Annotated in this window: 18 protein-coding genes; 13 read left to right on the forward strand and 5 right to left on the reverse strand. The window is 65.4% G+C overall.

The window, feature by feature from the left end; translation table 11 throughout:
- The first annotated feature begins 19 nt into the window (after positions 1-19).
- Positions 20-565, forward strand: a complete 546-nt coding sequence (locus tag OWR21_RS02790; protein ID WP_147215248.1) for an NADPH-dependent FMN reductase — start codon at positions 20-22, stop codon at positions 563-565.
- A gap of 22 nt (positions 566-587) precedes the next feature.
- On the opposite strand, the gene OWR21_RS02795 is transcribed toward OWR21_RS02790, so the two are convergent.
- Entirely contained in the window at positions 588-1,814 is a 1,227-nt protein-coding gene (locus OWR21_RS02795; RefSeq protein WP_332394562.1) for a CynX/NimT family MFS transporter, read from the reverse strand.
- Between the two features lie 94 nt (positions 1,815-1,908).
- Positions 1,909-2,787, reverse strand: coding sequence for a Rossmann-like and DUF2520 domain-containing protein (locus OWR21_RS02800; protein ID WP_332394563.1), 879 nt, complete (start codon positions 2,785-2,787; stop codon positions 1,909-1,911).
- Between the two features lie 179 nt (positions 2,788-2,966).
- On the opposite strand from OWR21_RS02800, the gene yddG reads away from it, so the two are divergent.
- From yddG to OWR21_RS02845, 9 genes are all read left to right on the forward strand, one after another.
- Positions 2,967-3,887, forward strand: coding sequence for an aromatic amino acid DMT transporter YddG (yddG, locus tag OWR21_RS02805; protein ID WP_316902252.1), 921 nt, complete (start codon positions 2,967-2,969; stop codon positions 3,885-3,887).
- A 174-nt stretch (positions 3,888-4,061) separates the two neighbouring features.
- Positions 4,062-4,217, forward strand: coding sequence for a DUF3309 family protein (locus tag OWR21_RS02810; protein ID WP_252677725.1), 156 nt, complete (start codon positions 4,062-4,064; stop codon positions 4,215-4,217).
- A 144-nt stretch (positions 4,218-4,361) separates the two neighbouring features.
- On the forward strand, positions 4,362-5,921 hold the full coding sequence (locus OWR21_RS02815) for an efflux transporter outer membrane subunit (protein ID WP_332394564.1): 1,560 nt from the start codon (positions 4,362-4,364) through the stop codon (positions 5,919-5,921).
- Positions 5,918-7,063: an efflux RND transporter periplasmic adaptor subunit gene (locus OWR21_RS02820; RefSeq protein ID WP_332394565.1), complete on the forward strand. Its 1,146-nt coding sequence runs from the start codon at positions 5,918-5,920 to the stop codon at positions 7,061-7,063. The genes OWR21_RS02815 and OWR21_RS02820 overlap by 4 nt, the downstream gene beginning before the upstream one ends.
- A complete protein-coding gene (locus OWR21_RS02825) occupies positions 7,060-10,155 on the forward strand; it encodes an efflux RND transporter permease subunit (protein ID WP_147215258.1) in 3,096 nt (1,031 codons plus the stop codon). The genes OWR21_RS02820 and OWR21_RS02825 overlap by 4 nt, the downstream gene beginning before the upstream one ends.
- A gap of 48 nt (positions 10,156-10,203) precedes the next feature.
- A complete protein-coding gene (locus OWR21_RS02830; protein ID WP_332394566.1) occupies positions 10,204-10,974 on the forward strand; it encodes a crotonase/enoyl-CoA hydratase family protein in 771 nt (256 codons plus the stop codon).
- Positions 10,975-11,358: 384 nt separating this feature from the next.
- Entirely contained in the window at positions 11,359-12,042 is a 684-nt protein-coding gene (locus OWR21_RS02835) for a CsgG/HfaB family protein (RefSeq protein WP_004634882.1), read from the forward strand.
- A 49-nt stretch (positions 12,043-12,091) separates the two neighbouring features.
- Positions 12,092-12,457 carry a DUF4810 domain-containing protein gene (locus OWR21_RS02840; RefSeq protein ID WP_004634880.1) on the forward strand — a complete coding sequence of 122 codons (366 nt, stop codon included), beginning with the start codon at positions 12,092-12,094 and terminating at the stop codon, positions 12,455-12,457.
- A complete protein-coding gene (locus tag OWR21_RS02845; protein ID WP_147215261.1) occupies positions 12,457-13,119 on the forward strand; it encodes a DUF799 domain-containing protein in 663 nt (220 codons plus the stop codon). Before OWR21_RS02840 ends, OWR21_RS02845 begins: the two co-directional genes overlap by 1 nt.
- A 73-nt stretch (positions 13,120-13,192) precedes the next feature.
- Here OWR21_RS02845 and metE read toward each other — a convergent pair whose 3' ends face one another.
- A complete protein-coding gene (gene metE, locus OWR21_RS02850) occupies positions 13,193-15,523 on the reverse strand; it encodes a 5-methyltetrahydropteroyltriglutamate--homocysteine S-methyltransferase (RefSeq protein WP_147215263.1) in 2,331 nt (776 codons plus the stop codon).
- Between the two features lie 124 nt (positions 15,524-15,647).
- Between metE and OWR21_RS02855 the strand changes: the two genes are divergently transcribed.
- Positions 15,648-16,565, forward strand: a complete 918-nt coding sequence (locus OWR21_RS02855; protein ID WP_027680114.1) for a LysR family transcriptional regulator — start codon at positions 15,648-15,650, stop codon at positions 16,563-16,565.
- Here the strand turns inward: OWR21_RS02855 and OWR21_RS02860 are convergent, their stop codons facing one another.
- On the reverse strand, positions 16,566-17,486 hold the full coding sequence (locus tag OWR21_RS02860; protein WP_206272010.1) for a LysR family transcriptional regulator: 921 nt from the start codon (positions 17,484-17,486) through the stop codon (positions 16,566-16,568).
- Between the two features lie 112 nt (positions 17,487-17,598).
- On the opposite strand from OWR21_RS02860, the gene OWR21_RS02865 reads away from it, so the two are divergent.
- On the forward strand, positions 17,599-18,756 hold the full coding sequence (locus OWR21_RS02865; protein WP_332394567.1) for an acyl-CoA dehydrogenase family protein: 1,158 nt from the start codon (positions 17,599-17,601) through the stop codon (positions 18,754-18,756).
- Positions 18,757-18,860: 104 nt separating this feature from the next.
- Positions 18,861-19,499, forward strand: a complete 639-nt coding sequence (locus OWR21_RS02870; RefSeq protein WP_332394568.1) for an FMN-binding negative transcriptional regulator — start codon at positions 18,861-18,863, stop codon at positions 19,497-19,499.
- Positions 19,500-19,538: 39 nt separating this feature from the next.
- Here OWR21_RS02870 and fahA read toward each other — a convergent pair whose 3' ends face one another.
- Positions 19,539-20,810, reverse strand: coding sequence for a fumarylacetoacetase (gene fahA / locus OWR21_RS02875; protein WP_332394569.1), 1,272 nt, complete (start codon positions 20,808-20,810; stop codon positions 19,539-19,541).
- Positions 20,811-20,852: the final 42 nt, after the last annotated feature.

The following is a 20,852-nucleotide window of genomic DNA, read 5'->3' on the forward strand; positions in this document are numbered from 1 at the left end:
ACTGACGGAGTCGTTTTTCATGTCGCTGAATTTTCTCGGCATTGCCGGTAGCCTGCGCCGCAAATCCACCAACCAGGGCCTGCTGCGCGCCGCGTCCACCCGCCTGCCCGCCGGCGTTGAAATGGACGTGGCCGACCTGACGGATATTCCGTTCTACAACGCCGACATCACGGACAAGCCCGCTTCGGTGGTGCGCGTGCTCGAACAGATCGGGCGTGCCGATGCGCTGGTGCTGGCTTGCCCCGAATACAACTATTCGCTAGCGCCAGCGCTGAAGAACATTCTGGATTGGGCCTCGCGCGAGCCCAACAACGCGTTGCTGGCAGGCAAGCCGGTCGCGATCCTGGGCGCGGGTGGCGGCATGGGCACGTCGCGCGCGCAGTACCACCTGCGTCAGGTGTGCGTGTATCTGGATCTGCATCCGCTGAACAAGCCGGAAGTGTTTGCCAACGCGTTCGCCGGTGGTTTTAACGCCGATGGCGATCTGACGGACGAGCGCATTGCCGGCCTGATCACCGAACAGATGCAGGCACTGGCCAACTGGACGTTGAAGCACAAGGCTTGATCGAAGCCTTGCGATAGCGATCTCACTCGCCGGCGTGCAGCGTACGGTTGCGCCCGGCGAGTGAACCGGCCACGAGCGAGGCCAGCGCAATCGCGCTGAACAGCCAGCCCATCACGGCCCAGCTGCCGGTCAGATCGTGCAGCACGCCCATGAGATACGGCCCTGCAGCGGCCATGGTGTAGCCAATGCCCTGCGTCATGGCAGACAGGCTTGCCGCCACGCGCGCATCGGCCGAGCGCAGCACGATCAACGACAGCGCCACGCTGAAATTGCCGCCCTGGCCGAGCCCCAGCAAGACCGCCCACCACCACAGCGTCGACAGCGGCGCGTACAGGCAACCCATCAGGCCGGCCCAGCACATCAGCATCATCAGGACGACGGCGGGGCGTTGATCCCGCCCGAGCCGCGCCACAAACGGCCCGCCCAGCGCGGTGATGAGCTGCACGAGAATCGACACCGCCACCACCACGCCCGACTGCACCGCGGATAGCCCGCGGTCTTGCAGGATCACGGGCAGCCAGCCGAACACGCAATACGCCAGCGACGATTGCAGCCCCATATGGAGCGTCACCTGCCAGGCAATCGGCTTGTTCCACAGCGACACACGCTGCAGCCGCGTGGCCGCTCCCTTGCCGTGCGCATGCCGCATGTGCGGCCACCAGCCGACAAAGGCCAGCAGAGCGGGCAACGCCCAGAAGGCCAACGCCGGCTGCCATCCGCCCAGCCATGCCGAAAGCGGCGCGCTTGCCCCCGCCGCCACCGCCGCGCCAAAGCACAGCGCCATGGTGTAGACGCCGGTCATCAGGTCTGCCTGCCGGCCGAAATCGCGCTTGACGATGCCCGGCAGCAGAATGCCCGTCACGCCAATGCAGGCGCCCGCCGTCAGCGTGCCGATGAAGAGCGGCGCAACGCCGCCCGCGCTGCGCAAGGCAATGCCTGCCGCCAACGCAATCAGCAAGCCGCCCACGGCGCGTTCTGCGCCAAACCGCCGAGCCAGCACCGCGGCGGCCGGCGCAAACAGGCCGAGGCACAGCACCGGCAGGGTCGTCAGCAAGCCCGCCGTGGCGCCAGACAGTCCCGTGCCTGCCGTCACCTGTTTAAGCACGGGCGACAGGCTCGACAACGCCGGGCGCAGGTTCACACCCACCAGCACCAACCCCACCACGAGCAGGACCAGCGCGCCGGAGGAGCGTGGTCCAGCGGTGTCATGTGCAGCAGGAGGTGGCGGCGAGTGCGGTGTGTGGGACATGGCAGAACAGGCTGGCGGGCAAGCTGCCGATTGTAGGGCGCGCGCCGGATTGGTGCATGGCCGTCGTCCAATCCCAATGATGCCGACCCCGGAATTACGTAGGGTCGAGTCCCGCTGCCAGGTCGCTCAGCACATCTGCGGAGGGTGCGCCGCGTTCGGCAGCCAACGCGAGCGCGCGCCGTGTGAGTGCGGTGTACAGCGCCGCGTGATCGGCGCCAAGGGCATCGAGCGCTTGCAGATGTTTGTCGATCACGCCGCCGTCTCCGCGCGAGACCGGACCTGCGAGCGCTCCAGCGAGGCCGCGTGCGCGCGCTGCGGCCAACGTGCCGTCCACCAGCGGCCACATGGCGGCGACAGCGGCATCGCGGTTGATGCCAGCGGCTTCCCAGAGCGTGGCGGCTTCGTGCAGCGCGCACAGCAGGAAGCTGGCCGCGTAGTTGGCGCCAGCGTGATACAGGGCGCGTTGCCCGGCACGCACCTTCAGCGGCGTGCAGCCCAGCCGCAGCGCAAAGCTGGCGAGCGCCGCATCGTGCGGGGCGTCGGCGTCAATGGCGATGGAGGCGCCGCCCAGACGTTCCGCGTCGTCCGGCAAACCGGCAAACAGGAAGAGCGGGTGGAAGCTGGCGGTCTCCGCGCCAGCTTGGCGGGCGGCATCCAGCAAGTTGCGCTCGCCCGCTCCGCTGCAGTGGAGGACAAGCTGGCCTGGTCGCCAGCGCACGTTGCCGACCACGCCCGGGATGGCGTCATCCGGCACGGTCACGAACACCCAATCGGCGGCATCCGCCACGCCTTGCGCATCGACAGCCTTTGCACCCGTAGCTTGTGCGAGCCATGCAGCGGGCGCGGCCGACCGGTTTGCAACCGCCACGGTGCGCACGCCTGCATCGTGTGCCCGTGTGGCCAATGCCCGCGCCAGCCGCCCCGTGCCAATCCAGCCCACGGAAACGGGCGCTTCGATTGCAAAAGACGTCATAGCAAACCTCGAATTTTTATCGTCAGCATCTTATAGCGAAGCATCATCGGTAGACGAAGATGCGGCTATCGCGCGCGCTGTGACTGCGGCCGGTAAACTGCACGGCTTTACCGGCCGCGTCAGACCGGGCGTGAGCAGTCGGTTTTCTTCAGGCGGACATGTCAGTGCAAGCAGGTGTTATGCAAAGCAAAAGTCGGGCAACACTCATCGGACTCATCGCCGTGCTGCTGTGGAGTTCGATCGTCGGGTTGATCCGGGGCGTGAGCCAGCATTTGGGGGCCGTGGGCGGCGCCGCCATGATTTATTCCGTCGCGTCGGTGTTGCTGGTATTCACCGTCGGCTTCAATGATTTGAGGACGTTTCCACGGCGCTACCTTGTGTGGGGCAGCCTGCTGTTCGTGTCGTATGAGCTCTGTCTCTCGCTGTCGATCGGCTATGCCAGCAGCGGGCGGCAAGCGATCGAGGTCGGGATGGTCAATTACCTGTGGCCGACGTTCACGATGCTGGCGGCCATCGCCTTCAACAAGCAGCGCGCGAATGCGCTGATCGTGCCGGGTGTCTTGGCTTCCATCCTCGGGATCTGCTTCGTGCTCGGCGGGGAGCAGGGGCTTGATATCGCCGGCATGGCCGGCAACGTCAAGGACAACCCGCTCAGTTACGGATTGGCCTTCACGGGCGCGGTGATCTGGGCGGCGTATTGCACCGTGACCAGCCGCATTGCCAACGGCAAGAATGGCGCAACGCTGTTTTTCATCCTGACGGCGCTGGCGCTTTGGATCAAGTTCTTCGCCACGGGCGGCGGGGCGATGCATTTCAGCGTGTCGGCAGTCATCTACCTTGCGTTGGCCGCATCGGCAATGGGGTTTGGCTACGCAGCGTGGAACGTCGGCATCCTGCATGGCAACGTCACTGTGCTGGCGGGCGCGTCGTATTTCATCCCCGTGTTTTCGGCGGCGCTGGCCGCGGCGCTGTTGCATGCGCCGCTGTCATTTGCGTTCTGGAAGGGCGCGTCGATGGTGGTTGCCGGATCGATCCTGTGTTGGCTGGCTACGCGCGGTGGCCGCGCAAAGACGTTGTCTTCGTCCCAGTCTTCCGCCTGACCTAACAAAGGGCGCACCGGTGGCTTTCAGTGCGTCCGGCGCTCCGCAATTAACTGCCAGGTATTCAAGAAAACCGCAGATAGAGCCAGCACGGGAACGGGGCGTGCTAGATGCCGTGTAAGCCGCTGCGCCACGACGGAACGGCGGCATACCAACTCAGAAACAGGAGGCATCATGTTGAGCACCATTCTCATCGTCGTTCTCATCCTGCTGCTGATCGGCGCACTGCCGTCGTGGCCGTACAGCCGGAGCTGGGGCTATGGGCCGACGGGCGGCCTTGGGCTGATCGTGGTGATCGTGGTCATTCTTGTGCTGCTGGGCTATATCTGACGCCCCGGGTTGACGCCGATGGGCGCATGGTTCTGAGCAACGCCTGACCGGTTGTCGAGGGTTGGCTGAGTATCGCTGCGGGGCAGTGTCTTGCAGACGCTTGACTGGGCATAATCCCAGCTGCGTTCCCGAAGGACACTTCCCATGACGACAGGTCGACACGCCGGCAGCCACGCGCCCGGCGGTCGCGCCCAGATCGCGCCGCTGTTGCTGGCTCTGCTGCTGGCTGGCTGTGCGGTCGGGCCCGATTACCACACGCCGCCCCTGAGCGGCACCGAAGCGCCACAAGGCTGGCATGCCACGCTGCCGCACCGCGGCAGCCGCATGGCATTGGCGCGCTGGTGGGAGCAGTTCCACGATCCCGTGCTCACCCAATTGGTTGAGCAAGCCGATGCGACCAGCCCGACGATCGCCCAGGCGGTAGGTCGCGTGCGCGAGGCGCGGGCGAGCGTCTCGACCAGCCGCGCGGCGCTCTTCCCCCAATTGAAGGGTTCCGGCTCTGCCATGCGGCAGGGCGGGTTCGGCGGCAGCCAGTTTGCCGGCGGCGCGGGCGGGCTTTCTGGTGGTGCACTCAACCCGACGCTGGGGCTCGGCACGATCACCACGCTGGCGGCGCAGGCCGACGCGTCGTGGGAGATCGATCTCTTTGGCGGCAAACGCCGCAGTCTGGAAGGTGCCGATGCGCGGTTGACGGCCAGCGAGGCCGATTGGCACGACGCGCGCGTATCGCTCGCCGCGGAGGTCGCCAACACCTACTTGCAGCAGCGCGAGTGCGAGGCGCTCGTGAATATCGGCGCGGCAACGCTCTCGTCCCGACAGGAAACGCTGCAACTGACCGAACGAAAATTCCGTGCGGGCTTTGTCGCGCCGGCTGATTTTGCACAAGCGCAGGCGACCGTTGGTGATGCGGTGAATGCGCTGGAGGGCCAGCGTGCGCAATGCGCGCAGGGGATCGACAAGCTCGTCACCCTCACCGGCCTTGACCATGAGGCGCTGAACGGGCTGCTGTCCAAAAATAGCGCGCAGATTCCGGCGCCGCCCGATGCCGGCGTGCCCGATGTGCCGGCGCAGGTGCTGTCGCAACGGCCGGATGTGTCGTCGGCCGAGCGCGCGGTGGCGGGAGCCAGCGCCGATATCGGTGTGGCGGTGGCAAGCCGCTTGCCGTCGATCACGCTGGCGGGTTCCATCGGCATCAATTCGTACCGTCTTGGCGGGCAATCGTTGACGAGCAAGTCGTGGTCGTTTGGGCCGTCGGTGTCGTTGCCGATCTTTGACGGCGGCTCGGGCGCGGCGCGTGTGGAAACGGCGCGTGCCCGTTACGACCAGGCGCTGGCCAGCTATCGCGGCAAGGTGCGCCAGGCGGTGCAGGAAGTGGAAGACGCGCTGGTGCGCCTCGATGCTTCGGACCGCCGTGTCGATGCCGCCGCGATGGCCGATGCGCAATACGCAAAGGTGCTGGAAGCGTCGAATGCGCGCTACCGCCTGGGCGCTGGCAGCCTGCTCCAACTGGAAGACGTGCGGCGTACGGCGTTGCAGGCCTCGCAGTCGCTGGCGGCCGTCAAGCTCGAACGCGCACAGGCCTGGGTGGCGCTGTACAAGGCCGTCGGCGGCGGCTGGCGCGACGATGGCGCCAATCCTCATCCCGAAAACAAGACCACTGCGCCGGCCGCACAGGGCGGGGCGCATACCGGAACCGCTTCATGACAGGACAACGAGTTTGGATGGGCGCGCTGGCGGTGTTGCTGGCCGGCGTGCTGGTGGCGTGCGGCAAATCTGCGCCCGAGAACAAAAAGAACGAGCAGACGCCTGCCAAGCCGGCGCTGGCTGTCAACGTTGCGCATCTCGCACAGCAGGTGTGGCCGCGTGTCGCCACGGCCAGCGGTGCGGTGCAGCCGTGGCAGGAAGCCAGCATCGGCGCCGAGGTGAGCGGGTTGAAGCTGGCGGAAGTGCTCGTCAACGTGGGCGATGTGGTTAAGCAAGGCCAGCTGCTTGCACGCCTGTCGGATGAAACCATGCGAGCCGATGTGGCCGCGCAGCGTGCCAGCCTGGCCGAAGCCGAGGCATCGGCCGCGCAAGCCGCCGGCGAGGCGCACCGCGCGCATGAACTCGACAAGAGCGGTGCGATCAGCCAACAGGATCTGATCCAGTACGACACGCAGGCCAAGACGGCGGCTGCCAAGCTGGCCGCCGCCCGGGCGCAGTTCGAGAGCCAGCAATTGCGCTTGCGCTACACGCGTGTGGTCGCGCCCGACGACGGCGTGATCAGCGCACGCACGGCCACCGTGGGCGCCGTGGTGTCGTCCGGCACCGAACTCTTCAAGCTCATCCGCAAGAATCGCCTGGAATGGCGCGCTGAAATGCACGGCGACGTCCTGCCGCGCATCCAGCCCGACCAGGCCGCGCGCGTGCGCCGCATGGATGGCGGGGTGGTGAACGGCCGCGTGCGCCAGGTCGCTCCCACTGTTGACGCCAACACGCGCAATGGCCTCGTCTATGTCGATCTGCCGCCGGAAGCTGCAACGTCCGGCGTGAAAGCCGGCATGTATCTCTCGGGCGATGTGCTGCTGGGTGATGCGCCGGCCGCGACCTTGCCGGAGACCGCTGTCTTCTCGCGCGATGGTTACGACTACGTGATGGTGATCGGCCAGCAAGGCCGCGTGCGCCAGACCAAGGTCACGGTCGGCCGCCGCCAGGCCGGAAACGTCGAAATCGTGCAGGGCATCGGCGCGAATGACGGCGTGGTCGCCGCGGGCGCTGCCTTCCTGAGCGATGGCGATGTGGTCCGTGTGGCGGCCGCCGGTGCAGCGTCCACACCCGCAGCGCCGGCAGCCGGAGCCAAGCCATGAACTTTTCCGCCTGGGCGATCCGCAAGCCGATCCCCTCGATCCTGCTGTTCATCCTGATCACGGTGGCGGGGCTGGTGTCGTTCAAGATGCTGTCGATCCAGAACTTTCCGGACATCGACTTTCCAGCGGTTTCCGTGACGGCCAGCCTGCCGGGCGCCACGCCCACGCAGATGGAAACCGAGGTCACGCGCAAGATCGAAGACAGCATTGCGAGCATCGGCGCGATCAAGCACATCACGTCCACCATCAACGACGGCAGCTCGACCACGATGGTCGAGTTCCAGCTCGAGAAGGATGTGCAGGAAGCCGTGAACGACGTGCGCGATGCGGTCAGCCGCATCCGCGCGCAGTTGCCGTCCGACGTGCAGGAACCGGTTATCTCGCGCGTGACGTTCGCCAGCCTCCCTGTGCTGACGTACGCCGTGGAAGCGCCTGACATGGATGCGGAGGATCTGTCCTGGTTCGTCGACAACACGGTCAACAAGCGGCTGCTGTCGGTGCATGGCGTGGCCAAGGTGACACGCCAGGGCGGTGTGGACCGCGAAGTGCGCGTGCAGCTTGACCCCGTGCGCCTGCAGGCGTTGAACGTGTCGGCGGCGGATATCAGCGCCCAAGTGCGCGGCATGCAGCAGGAAGCGCCGGGTGGGCGCGGCAACATCGGCGGGCAGGAGCAGGCCGTGCGCACGCTCGGCACGGTGAAGAGCGCGCGCGAACTGGCGCAGATGGACATCCCGTTGTCCGACGGCCGGCGCATTCGCCTGTCGGATGTGGCCGACGTGCGCGATACCGCGGCTGAGCCGCGCCAGATGGCGCTGTTCGACGGCAAGGCTGTCGTGAGCTTCCAGGTGTTCCGCTCGCGCGGCGCAAGCGAAATCTCGGTGGCCAAGGGCGTGCGCGAAGCGCTGGCCGCGCTGCAGGCCGAGCGGCCCAACGTGCATGTGACCGAGGTCTACAACATGGTCAAGCCAGTGTCGGACGCGTACACCGCGTCGATGCACGCGCTGTACGAAGGCGCCATCCTGGCGGTGATCGTCGTGTGGCTGTTCCTGCGCGATTGGCGGGCCACGTTCGTGTCGGCCGTGGCGTTGCCGTTGTCGATCATCCCGACCTTCGCGGCCATGCAGTTGCTCGACTTCACGCTCAACGGCATCACGCTGCTGGCGCTCACGCTGGTGGTCGGGATTCTCGTTGACGACGCCATCGTGGAGGTGGAGAACATCGTGCGCCACCTGCGCAATGGCAAGAAGCCGCTGGAGGCCGCCATGGAAGCGGCGCAGGAGATTGGCCTGGCCGTGGTGGCGACATCGCTCACGCTGGTGGCGGTGTTTCTGCCGACGGCCTTCATGGGCGGTATCTCGGGCAAGTTCTTCAAGCAGTTCGGATGGACGGCGTCGCTCGCGGTGCTGGCCTCGCTGCTGGTGGCGCGGCTGCTCACGCCCATGATGGCCGCCTACATGCTCAAGCCGCAGGACGAGCCCAACCGCGACAGCTGGATCATGACGCGCTATCTGCAGGCGGCACGCTGGTGTCTGGTGCACCCGTGGAAGACGGGCGGCATGGCGGCGGCGTTCTTCGTTGTGTCGGTCGCCATCATCGGGCTGATTCCCGCAACGTTCCTGCCGCCCGAAGACTGGGCGCAGCTGCAGATGACGGTGGAAAGCCCGCCCGGCAGCACCATCGCGCAAACGCGCGACAACACCGAGCGCGTGCGCAAGATCGTGATGCAGCACAAGGAAGTCCGTCACGTCTATACGGCCATCGGCTCGGGCGTGATGGCTGGCGTGCCGGGCTCCAGCGGCGGCGAGGTGCGCAACGGCACGCTCACGATCTCGCTGACTGACCGGCACGATCGGCACGTCAAGCAGCAGGACGTCCAGCGCCAGTTGCGCGAAATGCTCGAAGGCGTGCCCGGCGTGCGAATCTCGTTTGGCGCGGTGGGTTCCGGCGAACAACTCCAGGTGGTGCTAACCGGCGACGACCCGGCCACGCTTCAGCAAGCCGCGCGCGATGTGATGCGCGATCTGCGTACCGTGCCGGGGCTCGGTGCGGTCACGTCGTCAGCGAGTCTGCTGCGGCCCGAAATCGTCATCCGCCCGGACTTTGCGCGCGCGGCACAGCAAGGGGTGACCGCCGCAGCGATTGGCCAGGCCGTGCGTGTGGCCACCGCAGGCGACTACGACGTCAACCTGCCGAAGCTGAACCTGCCCGAGCGGCAGGTGTACATCCGCGTTGAACTCGATCCGAAGGCGCGCAACCAGATCGACACGATCCGCCAGTTGCGCGTGCCGGGCCGCAACGGCGCGGTGCCGCTGGAAAACATCGCCGATATTTCCATCGGCAGCGGCCCCGCACAGATCGACCGGTATGACCGCAGCCGCAACGTCACCATCAGCGTCGGGCTGGAAGGGCGCGCACTGGGCGACACCAACATGGCGGTGGAGGCGCTGCCGTCCATCAAGAACTTGCCGCCGGGCGTGCGCCGCATTGCCTCGGGCGATGTGGAGGGCATGCAGGAGCTGTTCAGCAGTTTCTTCCTCGCCATGTTTGCCGGCGTGCTGTGCGTGTATGCGGTGCTGGTGCTGCTGTTCCACGACTTCACGCAACCGGTGACGATCCTGGCGGCGCTGCCGCTGTCGGTGGGCGGAGCGTTCGGGCTCTTGGCGCTGTTTGGTTTCAGCTTGTCGTTGCCGGCGTTGATCGGCTTGCTGATGCTGATGGGCATCGTCACCAAGAACTCGATCCTGCTGGTCGAATACGCCATCGTTGCGCGGCGCGATCTCGGCATGTCGCGCACCGAGGCGATCATCGACGCGTGCCACAAGCGCGCCCGCCCCATCGTCATGACCACGGTGGCCATGACGGCCGGCATGGTGCCGATGGCGCTCGGCTTAGAAGGCGATGCCGGCTTCCGCGCACCGATGGCCGTGGCGGTGATCGGCGGTCTGCTGACTTCTACGCTGCTGAGCCTGCTCGTGGTGCCGGTGGTGTTCGAGAAGGTGGACGACTTCAAAGAGTGGGCCTTGCGCAAGTTCCGCGGCGTGCGCCATCACGGGCACCGCGCCGAGGCCGCGTCGGAGCACGGTCCGCGCTAGGTGTAACATCGGGCGGTCTGCCAACGTACCGCGCTGCGGAGACCGCCCATGCCCGATGCTGTGCTCTTCCAGACCGATGGCCCGGTCTGCACCATCCTGCTCAACCGGCCCGAATGCCGCAACGCGGTGGACGGGCCGACTGCTGCCGCGCTGCTCAATGCGTTCGAGCGTTTCGAAGCCAATGACGCGCTGCGCGTTGCCGTGCTTGGCGGCACCGGCGGCCACTTCTGTGCCGGCGCCGACCTGACGGCCGTCGGCGATCCTTCCAGACGCAATCATCTCGATCCTAACGGCGGCATGCCCGGCCCGATGGGCCCTTCGCGCATGGCGCTGTCCAAGCCGCTCATCGCCGCGGTAAGCGGCTATGCCGTGGCGGGCGGGCTGGAACTTGCGCTGTTGGCCGACCTGCGCGTCATGGAGCGCGACGCCGTATTCGGCGTGTTCTGCCGGCGCTGGGGTGTGCCGCTCATCGACGGCGGTACGGTGCGCTTGCCGCGCATCATCGGCATGGGCCGAGCGTTGGACATGATTCTGACCGGCCGCGCTGTTTCCGCTGACGAGGCGCTCGCCATGGGGCTTGCCAGTCGTGTGGTCGGCCCCGGTGAGTCGCTTGCCGCGGCGCAGAAGCTTGCCCGAGACATCGCCGCCTTCCCGCAGCAATGCATGCTGGCCGATCGGGCGTCGGCGTATGCGCAGTGGGATTTGCCGTTGGCGGCAGCGCTGCAGCAGGAAGGTGCGCGCGGCACGCCGATGGTGTTTGCCGAAGGGGTGGAGGGCGCCGCGCGATTTGCAGGTGGTGCTGGCCGGCATGGCCAATAACCGAATCGCTCGCCGAGCAGGTTTTGCCCTTTAAAAAGTCAACCCGAAATCCGAGGGGGCTTTGAGTTGACCGATTGCTGCCTTCATCCACCGCGTCAGCCGTTACAATTCGCGCTTTGCTGAGAATAATGGACGCAATGACGTCCAGATAATGCAAGGGTGAGGTGGGAGTTTCGTCGCGGCATACAGCGTTGCCAACGCTGTCGGCGCGCGCATCCGCGATGGGTTTGCCTCTCGCGCGGAGCGGTGCGGCCGATCCAAATTTCCTCTGTTTTCGAATCAAGCGCGGGCCATCCCGTGCCGATAGTGCCTGTGCGCTTCGCGTGAGTGCTCGAAATAATATTTTAGAAAATCAGATTTAAGAATTTTTAAGGGAGAAGTCGAATGAAGCAAACCTCGAAATTGATGATTGCCGGCGCCGCAGCGGTGGCACTCGGCATGCTCGGCGGGTGCGCGACCGAATCGTCGCAGGCGCTGCCGGTTGCCAAGGTGGAAAGCGCGAGCCGCCCATACGCCGGCGTGCGGGCCCCGATTGCGGTAGGCAAATTCGATAACCGCTCGGCGTACATGCGCGGCGTGTTCTCGGATGGCGTGGACCGCTTGGGCGGCCAGGCCAAGACCATCCTGATCACGCATCTGCAGCAGACGAACCGCTTCTCGGTGCTCGACCGCGACAACATGGCCGAGATCAAGCAGGAAGCCGCCATCAAGAACACCGCGCAGAAACTCAAGGGCGCCGACTACGTCATCACCGGCGACGTGACCGAGTTCGGCCGCAAGGAAACCGGCGATCAGCAACTGTTCGGCATCCTCGGCCGCGGCAAGGAGCAGGTGGCCTACGCCAAGGTCGCGCTGAACGTGGTGAACATCTCGACGTCGGAAGTCGTGTATTCGGTGGGCGGCGCGGGCGAGTACAAGCTGTCGAACCGTGAAGTGATCGGCTTTGGCGGAACGGCCAGCTACGACTCGACGCTCAACGGCAAGGTGCTGGACCTGGCCATGCGCGAGGCGGTGAACAACCTAGTCAACGGCATCGAAAGCGGTGCCTGGAAGCCGGGCGCGCAATAAGCTCAGGCGCAGTCAAAACAAAAACACGAAATAAGGGGTAACAACAGTCATGAGCAAGGTGTTTGCGATGTGGCGCGTGGCGGCCGGTGTGGCCGTCGGGAGTGCAATGCTGGCCGGTTGCGCTGGTCCGAAGCCGCTGTACCAGTGGGAAGGCTACCAACCGCAGGTGTATCAGTACTTCAAGGGTGAAGCGAAGGAAGCTCAGGTGGCTGAGCTGGAGCGCGGCCTGGAGAAGATCAAGGCGACGAATGGCGCCGTGCCGCCGGGCTATCACGCCCAGCTGGGCATGCTGTATTCGGGCCTGGGCAAGGACGACCAGATGGTCCAGGAGTTCAATACCGAGAAGGCACTGTTTCCGGAATCGGCGACGTACATCGATTTCCTGATGAAGAACGTGAAGAAGGGGACCAACTGATGGCAAAGCGCTTTCTGAAACTGTTTGCCGCGGCCAGCGTGGTGACCCTGATGGCGGGTTGTGCTGTGCCAACCAAGAACGTCGACTATGCAGCTTTCAAGGCCAGCAAGCCGCGTTCGATCGTGGTGCTGCCGCCGCTGAATGAATCGCCCGACGTGGGCGCCACCTACGGCATGCTGTCGCAAGTGACGGTGCCGCTGGCAGAGGCGGGTTATTACGTACTGCCGGTCGCGCTGGTGGATGAAACGTTCCGCCAGAACGGCCTGAACACCGCAGGTGACATCCACGGCGTGCCGGTGGCCAAGCTGCATGACATCTTCGGTGCAGATGCGGCGCTGTACATCACGGTCACGCAGTACGGCAGCAAGTACATGGTGGTGAGCAGTGCCACCGTCGTGTCGGCCGATGCCAAGCTGGTCGACCTGAAGAGCGGGCAGACGCTCTGGACCGGGCACGCCAGCGCGTCCAACAACGAAGGCGGAAACAACTCCGGCGGCGGCCTGATCGGCATGCTGGTGTCGGCGGCCGTCAACCAGATCATCGCCAACGTGACCGACCAGGGCTACAAGGTGGCCGGTACGACCAGCGCGCGTCTGCTGTCGGCCGGGCAACCGGGCGGACTGCTGTATGGTCCGCGCTCGCCGAAGTACGGTACGGACTAAGCTGCCGTCTGCCGCAAGAAAAAACGCCAACCAGCGCAAGCCGGTTGGCGTTTTTATTTGGTGCTATCGACTTTTAAGCCGTCGCACCTTCGCGCTGCGTAGCCTTGCTGCCCGCATGCAGCGCATTGGCATGCTTGGCGCGCAAGCGGCGCGTGGCTTCCACCATGCCTTGCAGTGCCGCTTCCACTTCCGGCCAGCCGCGCGTCTTCAGGCCGCAGTCGGGGTTGACCCACAGGCGTTGCACGGGCACGACCTGCGCGGCCTTGTCGAGCAACGCTTCCATTTCTTCCACACGCGGCACGCGCGGCGAATGGATGTCGTACACGCCCGGCCCAATCTCGTTCGGGTACGCAAACTCCCCAAACGCGTCCAGCAGTTCCATGTTCGAGCGCGAGGTCTCGATCGTGATCACGTCGGCGTCCATCGATGCGATGGCCGGCAGGATGTCGTTGAACTCCGAATAGCACATGTGCGTGTGGATCTGCGTGTCGTTACGCACGCCGGAGGCCGACACACGGAATGCACGCGCCGCCCATTCCAGGTAGCCCGGCACATCGGCGGCGCGCAACGGCAGGCCTTCGCGGAAAGCCGGCTCGTCGATCTGGATGGCGGCAATGCCGGCGGCTTCCAGATCGCACACTTCGTCGCGCAAGGCCAGGGCGATCTGCAGTGCGGTCTGCTCGCGCGGCTGGTCGTCGCGCACGAACGACCACTGCAGCATCGTCACAGGGCCGGTCAGCATGCCCTTCATCGGCTTGGTGGTCAGGCTTTGTGCGTACTTGGACCACTCGACCGTCATCGCTTCCGGGCGATACACATCGCCGTAGATCACGGGCGGCTTTACGCAGCGCGAGCCGTAGCTCTGCACCCAGCCGTTGGCGGTGAAGGCGTAACCCCACAGCAGTTCGCCGAAGTATTCGACCATGTCGTTGCGCTCGGCTTCTCCGTGCACGAGCATGTCGAGGCCGAGCGCTTCTTGGCGGCGCACGACGTCGGTAATTTCGGCGCGCATGCGCTGCAGGTAATCCAGCGCCGGGAGTTCGCCGCGCTTGTGTTGCGCGCGCGCCTGGCGAATCTCGGCCGTCTGCGGGAACGAGCCGATGGTGGTGGTCGGCAGCAGCGGCAGGTTCAGGCGGGCTTGCTGCGCTTCTGCGCGGTCGGCGTAAGGTGCGGCGCGTTCTGCATCTTCTGCGCGGATCGCGGCCACACGTTTCTTGACGCCGGCGTTGTGCACGCGGCGGGATTGGGTGCGCGAGGCGATGGCAGCGCGGTTGTCATCCAGCGCCTTCTGTACGGCAGCCTGGCCTTCGACCAACGCGAGCTTGAGGATCGCCAGTTCGTCGAGCTTCTGGCGCGCGAAGGCCAGCCAGCCTTTGAGTTCGTCGTCGAGCTTGGTTTCGGCGGACAGGTCCACCGGCACATGCAGCAGCGAGCAGCTCGGCGCCACCCACAGGCGATCGCCAAAGGCTTCGGCCAGCGGCGCCACGCGTTCGAGCACGCGCGCAAGATCGGAGCGCCAGATGTTGCGGCCGTCGACCACGCCAACGGAGAGCACCTTGTCTGCGGGCCACGGTGCGAACGCGCCAAGCTGTTCCGGCGCACGCACGAGATCCAGGTGCACGCCATCGACCGGCAGGGATTTGATCAGTGCGGCGTGGTGAGACGCGGCTTCGAAGTACGTCGCCAGCAGCAGCTTCGGGCCGTTGGCAGCGGCCAGCGCCTGGTAAGCGGGGCCGAATGCGCCCACCCAGGCTTGCGGGAGATCCAGCACCAGCGCCGGTTCGTCGATCTGCACCCATTCCACATTCAGCGCGGCCAGGCGCTGCAGCACAACCGCGTAAGCCTGAAGCACTTGCGGCAGCAGCGCGAGCTTGTCGGCCAAGCCGTTGCGAGCCTTGGCCAGATGCAGGAACGTGACGGGCCCGATGAGCGCCACCTTCACGCGGTGCCCGGCAGCCTGTGCCTCGCGCACTTCTTCGAACAGCCACTCCGTGCCGGGGCCCCATTGCCGATCGAGGAGGTCGGGCGTGAGTTCAGGCACGAGGTAGTGGTAATTCGTGTCGAACCACTTCGTCATTTCCATGGCCGCGTGGTCGGCATTGCCGCGGGCAAGCACGAACGATTGCGCCAGCGTCAGTTGCGCGGCGTCAAAGCCGTAGCGCGTGGGAATGGCGCCGAGCAGGGCGGCCGTTTGCAGCACCTGGTCGTACCAGGCGAAATCGCCCACGGTTACAAAGTCGAGGCCGGCGTCGCGCTGGGCAGTCCAGTGGCGCTCGCGCAGGGCGCGGCCGGTGGCACGCAGGTCGTCTTCGGACGAGGCGCCCTTCCAGAACGATTCGAGCGCGAACTTCAGCTCGCGTTGCGCGCCGATGCGCGGGTAGCCGAGGGTGTGGATGGTCGTCATAGTGGTCGCAGGAGAGGCGATTCGGTTTTCAGTCCTGCGATGATCGGCGACCCGTTGTCATGAATCAAATGATATTATTTTCGATAACGTTGAATGAAATTCATATATTGGAAATCCCACGAACATGCTTGAAATCCGCCATCTGCGCACGCTGATCGCCCTGGCCGACGGAGGCTCCGTCTCGCGCGCGGCCGAGCGGCTGCACCTGACGCAATCGGCGCTGTCGCATCAATTGCGCGCGCTGGAGTCGCACTATGGGTTGGCCGTCGTCCGCCGCAAGGGCCAGACGGTGGAATTGACCGAAGCCGGCGAGCGCATGCTGGAACTCGCGCAAAAGGTCGTCGCCGACATCCAGACCGCCGAGCGCGACCTTGAACGCATCAAGGGCCGCGCGGCCGGCACGCTGCGCATCGCGCTGGAATGCCACACCTGCTTTGACTGGCTGATGCCCGTGATGGACGCCTTCCGCCAGCGCTGGCCGGAAGTGGAGATGGACCTCGTGTCGGGCTTCCACACGGATCCGCTCGCGCTGCTCAAGGACGGCCGCGCCGACGTCATCATCGGCTCCGACGCCAAGATGCGACGCGGCGTGGTGTTTGCACCGCTGTTCCGCTTCGAGATCCTCGCCGTGCTGCCCGTTGACCACGCGCTGCGCAACAAGAAGTGGCTGGAGGCGAAGGACTTTACGGACCAGACGCTTATCACCTACCCCGTGCCCGAAGAGCGCATCGATCTGATCCGCCAGGTGCTGACACCGGCCGGCATCGCATTCAACCGCCGCACGGCAGAGCTGACCATCGCCGTGCTGCAGCTCGTTGCCAGCCGCCGCGGGCTGGCCGCGCTGCCGAGTTGGGGCATCAAGAATTACGTCGATTACGAATACGTGGTGGCCAAGCGTGTCGGCAAGGAAGGCCTGTGGAGCGATCTCTACGCCGCCATGACGCGCGACTATGCGCAGGCGCCGTTTGCGCAGGACTTTATCGAGACGGCCAAGTCCATCTGCTTTGCGCAGTTGCCGGGCTTGATGCCGCTGGAAGCGTAATCAGGCGTGCCCCTTGCGGGGCAGGCGCGGCAACTTGCCTTGCAGACCGTCTTTCAGGAAGTCGAGCAAATGCCGCGTCGCGAGTGTGCGGTATCGACTCGGCATTGCCAGCATGTAAAGGCGGCTGCCAAACACGCTGAACCGATACGCGGGCAGCACGCGTTTGACGTGGCCGTCGCGCAGATCATCGGCTGCGGCGTAATAGGGCAGGATTCCGAGCCCATTGCCCGAACGCACGGCGGCTTGCAGGAACAGGTAATTGTCGGACGAGACGCCCGGGTCCAGCGTCACGAGTGTCCGCTCATCGCCCAGTTGCGCCGACAGCCGCAACGGTTGTCCGACGGCCGGCGCGCTGACGATGGTGTGGGCTGCGAGGGCGTCGAGCGTCTTCGGCACGCCATGCACGGCCAAGTAGTCCGGCGCGGCGCACAGCACCCAGTCGACTTCATCGAGCAGCGTGGCGACGAGCGATTCCGGCGGGTTGGAGACGATGCGCAGCGCCACGTCGACGTCCTCGCCAATCAGGTCGGACACGCGGTTGTCGAACCGCACATCCAGCCGGATGTCCGGATACGCACGCTTGAAGGCCACCAGCAGCGGCGACACCAGCAAATGCCCCAACCCCGTCGGCACCGACAGCCGCACGCTGCCTTGCAACGACTTGCCGAGCGACGAGACGAGCGCGTCGGCGGCGGCCATTTCGCGCAGGATGCTTCGGCCGTGTTCGTAGATGCCGGCGCCCACCTCCGTGGGTTCCACGCGGCGCGTGGTCCGGCGCAGCAGTTGCACGCCCAGTGCGCGCTCAAACGCCTTCAGCCGGTGGCTTACGTTCGAGCGCGTGGTCTGCAGCCGGCGTGCCGCCGCCGACAGGTTGCCCGCGTCGACGATTTCCACGAACAGCTTGAGCGCATTCAGATCCATGACGGCCCGCCAGATTGGTGAATGAGACTCGACATTCTGTTGATGCCGGCCCGGATTGTCAAAACGTGCCAACCCGGTAACATCGGCCGGAACATCCCCAGGAACCAGCGACATGGCGCTCGACGACGAATCCTTCGGCCTGCTGCAGCAATCGGTGCAGCGCTTCATCCAGGAACGGCTCATGCCGGCGGAAAACATCCTCGAGGAAGAGGATGACGTGCCCGCCGACATCGTTGCCGACATGAAAGAGATGGGCCTGTTCGGCCTGTCGATTCCGGAGGAGTACGGCGGCATTGGCCTGGCGATGGGCCAGGAATGCGAGGTGGTGTACGACCTCGGGCACACGGCGCTGGCCTTCCGCTCGGTGTTCGGCACCAACGTCGGCATTGGCTCGCAGGGCATCCTGATGGACGGCACCGATGCGCAGAAGGGCGATTATCTGCCGCGCATTGCCAGCGGTGAGCTGATCGTCTCGTTCGCGCTGACGGAGCCGAACGCGGGTTCGGACGCCGCATCGCTGCAGACGCGGGCCACGCTGGACGGCGATCACTACGTCATCAACGGCACCAAGCGTTTCATCACCAACGCGCCGCGCGCCGGGGCGTTCACGCTGATGGCGCGCACAGGCAGCGAGGGCGCGGGCGGCATCTCCGCCTTCATCGTGCCGGCCGATACGCCGGGCATCACGCTCGGCAAGGCCGACAAGAAGATGGGCCAGCGCGGCACCAAGACCTGCGATGTCATGCTCGATAACGTGCGCGTGCCGGCGGCCAACATCATTGGCGGCGTGGCGGGGCAGGGCTTCAAGACGGCGATGAAGGTGCTGGACCGCGGCCGCTTGCACATCTCGGCGCTGGCATGCGGCATGGCGCACCGGCTGCTGACCGACGCAGTGGCCTACGCCAAGGAGCGCAAGCAGTTCGGCCAGCCCATCGCAGACTTTCAGTTGATCCAGGCCATGCTGGCCGACAGCCAGGCGGAGCTGTACGCCGGCATGTCGATGGTGCGCGACTGCGCGCGCCGCTACGACGCCAAGCCCATCGGAAAACAGGACCACGAAATCAGCATGCTGGCGTCCTGCACCAAGATGTTCTGCACCGAGATGGTCGGTCGCGTGGCGGATCGGGCGGTGCAGATTCACGGTGGCGCGGGCTACATTGCCGAGTACAAGGCCGAACGCTTCTATCGCGATGTGCGTCTGCTGCGCCTGTACGAAGGCACCACGCAGATCCAGCAGCTCATCATCGCCAAGAACCTGCTGCGCGACTAGGCTGGCTCTAATAATTTGCCTGAATCTGGCTCTATTTTGGAGCCACGTTCTGGTTCAGAATGGGCGCTTTCCTGTTCGATTGCACGATCGTTGCCGGAGTCGCCATGTACATCCCCGCCCACTTTGAAGAATCGCGTCCTGACGCGTTGCACGACCTGATCGCGCAGAACCCGTTCGGGACGCTCGTCACGCATGGCGAGCAGGGGCTGGATGCGAACCACATTCCGTTCTTGCTGCTGCCCGAAGAGGGCCAGCTTGGCGTGCTGCATGCCCACGTGGCGCGCGCCAACCCGGTGTGGAAAGACGTCGCCAACGGCGATGAAGTGCTGGTCATCTTCCGCGCGGGCGATGCGTACATCTCGCCGACGTGGTATCCGAGCAAGCACGAGCACCACAAGGATGTGCCGACCTGGAACTATCGCGTGGTGCATGCGCATGGCCGTATCACCGTGTGTGACGACGCGCGTTTCGTGCGCGGCGTGGTGGCTCGCCTGACGCGCGCGCATGAGGCCGCGCAGCCTAAGCCGTGGAAGATGTCGGACGCGCCTGCCGACTACATCGATGAGTTGCTGAAGGTGATTGTCGGCATCGAGATCGAGATCACGCGCCTTGAGGGCAAGCTCAAGCTCGGCCAGAACCGGGAAGCGCGCGATGCACGCGGCGCTGGCGAGGCGCTCAAGGCCAGCGGCGCGCATGTCGTGGGCGACGCGATGCTTGCTGCGCTGGCGGCAAAGACGGAATGATGCGAGCGGCGGACTGTTAATCCGTCGCTCCACACCGCGTTACTTCACACTGCGCGCCGGCAGAATCTCGCCGCGCACTTCCCCAAAGCCCACGCGATAGCCATTGCCCTGGCACCAGCCCGTCATGGTGACTTCGTCGCCGTCTTCCAGGAAGGCGCGCGTGGTGCCGTTGCCGAGGTCCAGCGGCTGCTTGCCGTTGACAGTCAGCTCCAGCAGGCTGCCGTAGGAATCTGGCGTCGTTCCGCTGATGGTGCCCGAGCCCATCAGGTCACCCACGCGCACGTTGCAGCCGGACACGGTGTGGTGCGCAAGCTGCTGCGCCATCGTCCAGTACATCGCGCGGAAATTCGTGCGCGCGATCGTGGTGCGCTCCCCGCCGTGCGGACGCAGCGCGGTTTCGAGGGCGATGTCGTAGGCGTTCGGCCGGCTCTGGCGCAGGTATTCCAACGGCTCAGGCGATTGCGCGGGGTTGGCCACGCGGAACGGCTCCAGCGCTTCCATCGTCACGATCCACGGCGAGATCGATGTGCCGAAGCCCTTCGAGTTGAACGGGCCGAGCGGCACGTATTCCCATTGCTGGATGTCGCGCGCGCTCCAGTCGTTGAGCAGCACGACGCCGAACATGTAGTCGGGTGCGGCGTCCACGGAAACCGGTTCACCCAGCGCACTGGGCTTGCCGACTACAAAGGCCATCTCAAGCTCGTAGTCCAGCTTGCGGCAGGCCGTGAAGATCGGGCGCGGCTGGTCGGGCAGCTTGATCTGGCCCATCGGGCGGTGCAGCGGTGTGCCGCTCACCACCACGGAGCTGGCGCGGCCGTTGTAGCCGATCGGGATTTCCAGCCAGTTGGGCAGCAGCGCGTTCTCGGGATCTCGGAACATGCGGCCGACGTTGGTGGCGTGTTCTTTCGATGAGTAGAAATCCGTGTAGCCGGGGATGTCGATCGGCAGATGCATCACCGCATGCGCCTGCGGCACCAGCGCGCGGGCGTGCAGCGTGGCGTTGTCGCGCACGTGGGTGTCGGCCACGCTGAACAGCGCCTGCAGCTTCTTGCGTGTTTCTGCCCACACGGGCTTGCCAAGGGCGATGAATGTGTTGAGTTTGCCGGTGCGGAATGTGCCGCGTGTTGCTGCGGGGAGCAGGCCGGCGTCATCCAGCACGCCGAGATCGATGACCTGATCGCCCAGGGCTACGCCTGCGCGCGGCGACGGGTTTTCTTTGGTGGAGAAGATGCCGAAGGGCAGGTTTTCCAGGGGGAAGTGGGTGTCGGGGGTGTTGGCGGATTCTAGCCAGCTTAGTTGGCGGGTGGTCATGATGGGGCGATGGTTTGTTTGTTGAGTCGGTTATTGCTTGAC

The sequence above is a fragment of the Ralstonia sp. 1B3 genome (genome assembly GCF_036631435.1).

What these genes read in the sequence shown, in the direction of transcription:
- OWR21_RS02855 (WP_027680114.1), top strand. Translation starts at nt 15,648, where the DNA reads ATGCTTGAAATCCGCCATCTGCGCACGCTGATCGCCCTGGCCGACGGA.
- fahA (WP_332394569.1), bottom strand. Translation starts at nt 20,810, where the DNA reads ATGACCACCCGCCAACTAAGCTGGCTAGAATCCGCCAACACCCCCGAC.
- OWR21_RS02820 (WP_332394565.1), top strand. Translation starts at nt 5,918, where the DNA reads ATGACAGGACAACGAGTTTGGATGGGCGCGCTGGCGGTGTTGCTGGCC.
- OWR21_RS02840 (WP_004634880.1), top strand. Translation starts at nt 12,092, where the DNA reads ATGAGCAAGGTGTTTGCGATGTGGCGCGTGGCGGCCGGTGTGGCCGTC.
- OWR21_RS02800 (WP_332394563.1), bottom strand. Translation starts at nt 2,787, where the DNA reads ATGACGTCTTTTGCAATCGAAGCGCCCGTTTCCGTGGGCTGGATTGGC.
- OWR21_RS02845 (WP_147215261.1), top strand. Translation starts at nt 12,457, where the DNA reads ATGGCAAAGCGCTTTCTGAAACTGTTTGCCGCGGCCAGCGTGGTGACC.
- OWR21_RS02870 (WP_332394568.1), top strand. Translation starts at nt 18,861, where the DNA reads ATGTACATCCCCGCCCACTTTGAAGAATCGCGTCCTGACGCGTTGCAC.
- yddG (WP_316902252.1), top strand. Translation starts at nt 2,967, where the DNA reads ATGCAAAGCAAAAGTCGGGCAACACTCATCGGACTCATCGCCGTGCTG.
- OWR21_RS02795 (WP_332394562.1), bottom strand. Translation starts at nt 1,814, where the DNA reads ATGTCCCACACACCGCACTCGCCGCCACCTCCTGCTGCACATGACACC.
- OWR21_RS02865 (WP_332394567.1), top strand. Translation starts at nt 17,599, where the DNA reads ATGGCGCTCGACGACGAATCCTTCGGCCTGCTGCAGCAATCGGTGCAG.
- OWR21_RS02790 (WP_147215248.1), top strand. Translation starts at nt 20, where the DNA reads ATGTCGCTGAATTTTCTCGGCATTGCCGGTAGCCTGCGCCGCAAATCC.
- OWR21_RS02830 (WP_332394566.1), top strand. Translation starts at nt 10,204, where the DNA reads ATGCCCGATGCTGTGCTCTTCCAGACCGATGGCCCGGTCTGCACCATC.
- OWR21_RS02815 (WP_332394564.1), top strand. Translation starts at nt 4,362, where the DNA reads ATGACGACAGGTCGACACGCCGGCAGCCACGCGCCCGGCGGTCGCGCC.
- OWR21_RS02825 (WP_147215258.1), top strand. Translation starts at nt 7,060, where the DNA reads ATGAACTTTTCCGCCTGGGCGATCCGCAAGCCGATCCCCTCGATCCTG.
- metE (WP_147215263.1), bottom strand. Translation starts at nt 15,523, where the DNA reads ATGACGACCATCCACACCCTCGGCTACCCGCGCATCGGCGCGCAACGC.
- OWR21_RS02810 (WP_252677725.1), top strand. Translation starts at nt 4,062, where the DNA reads ATGTTGAGCACCATTCTCATCGTCGTTCTCATCCTGCTGCTGATCGGC.
- OWR21_RS02835 (WP_004634882.1), top strand. Translation starts at nt 11,359, where the DNA reads ATGAAGCAAACCTCGAAATTGATGATTGCCGGCGCCGCAGCGGTGGCA.
- OWR21_RS02860 (WP_206272010.1), bottom strand. Translation starts at nt 17,486, where the DNA reads ATGGATCTGAATGCGCTCAAGCTGTTCGTGGAAATCGTCGACGCGGGC.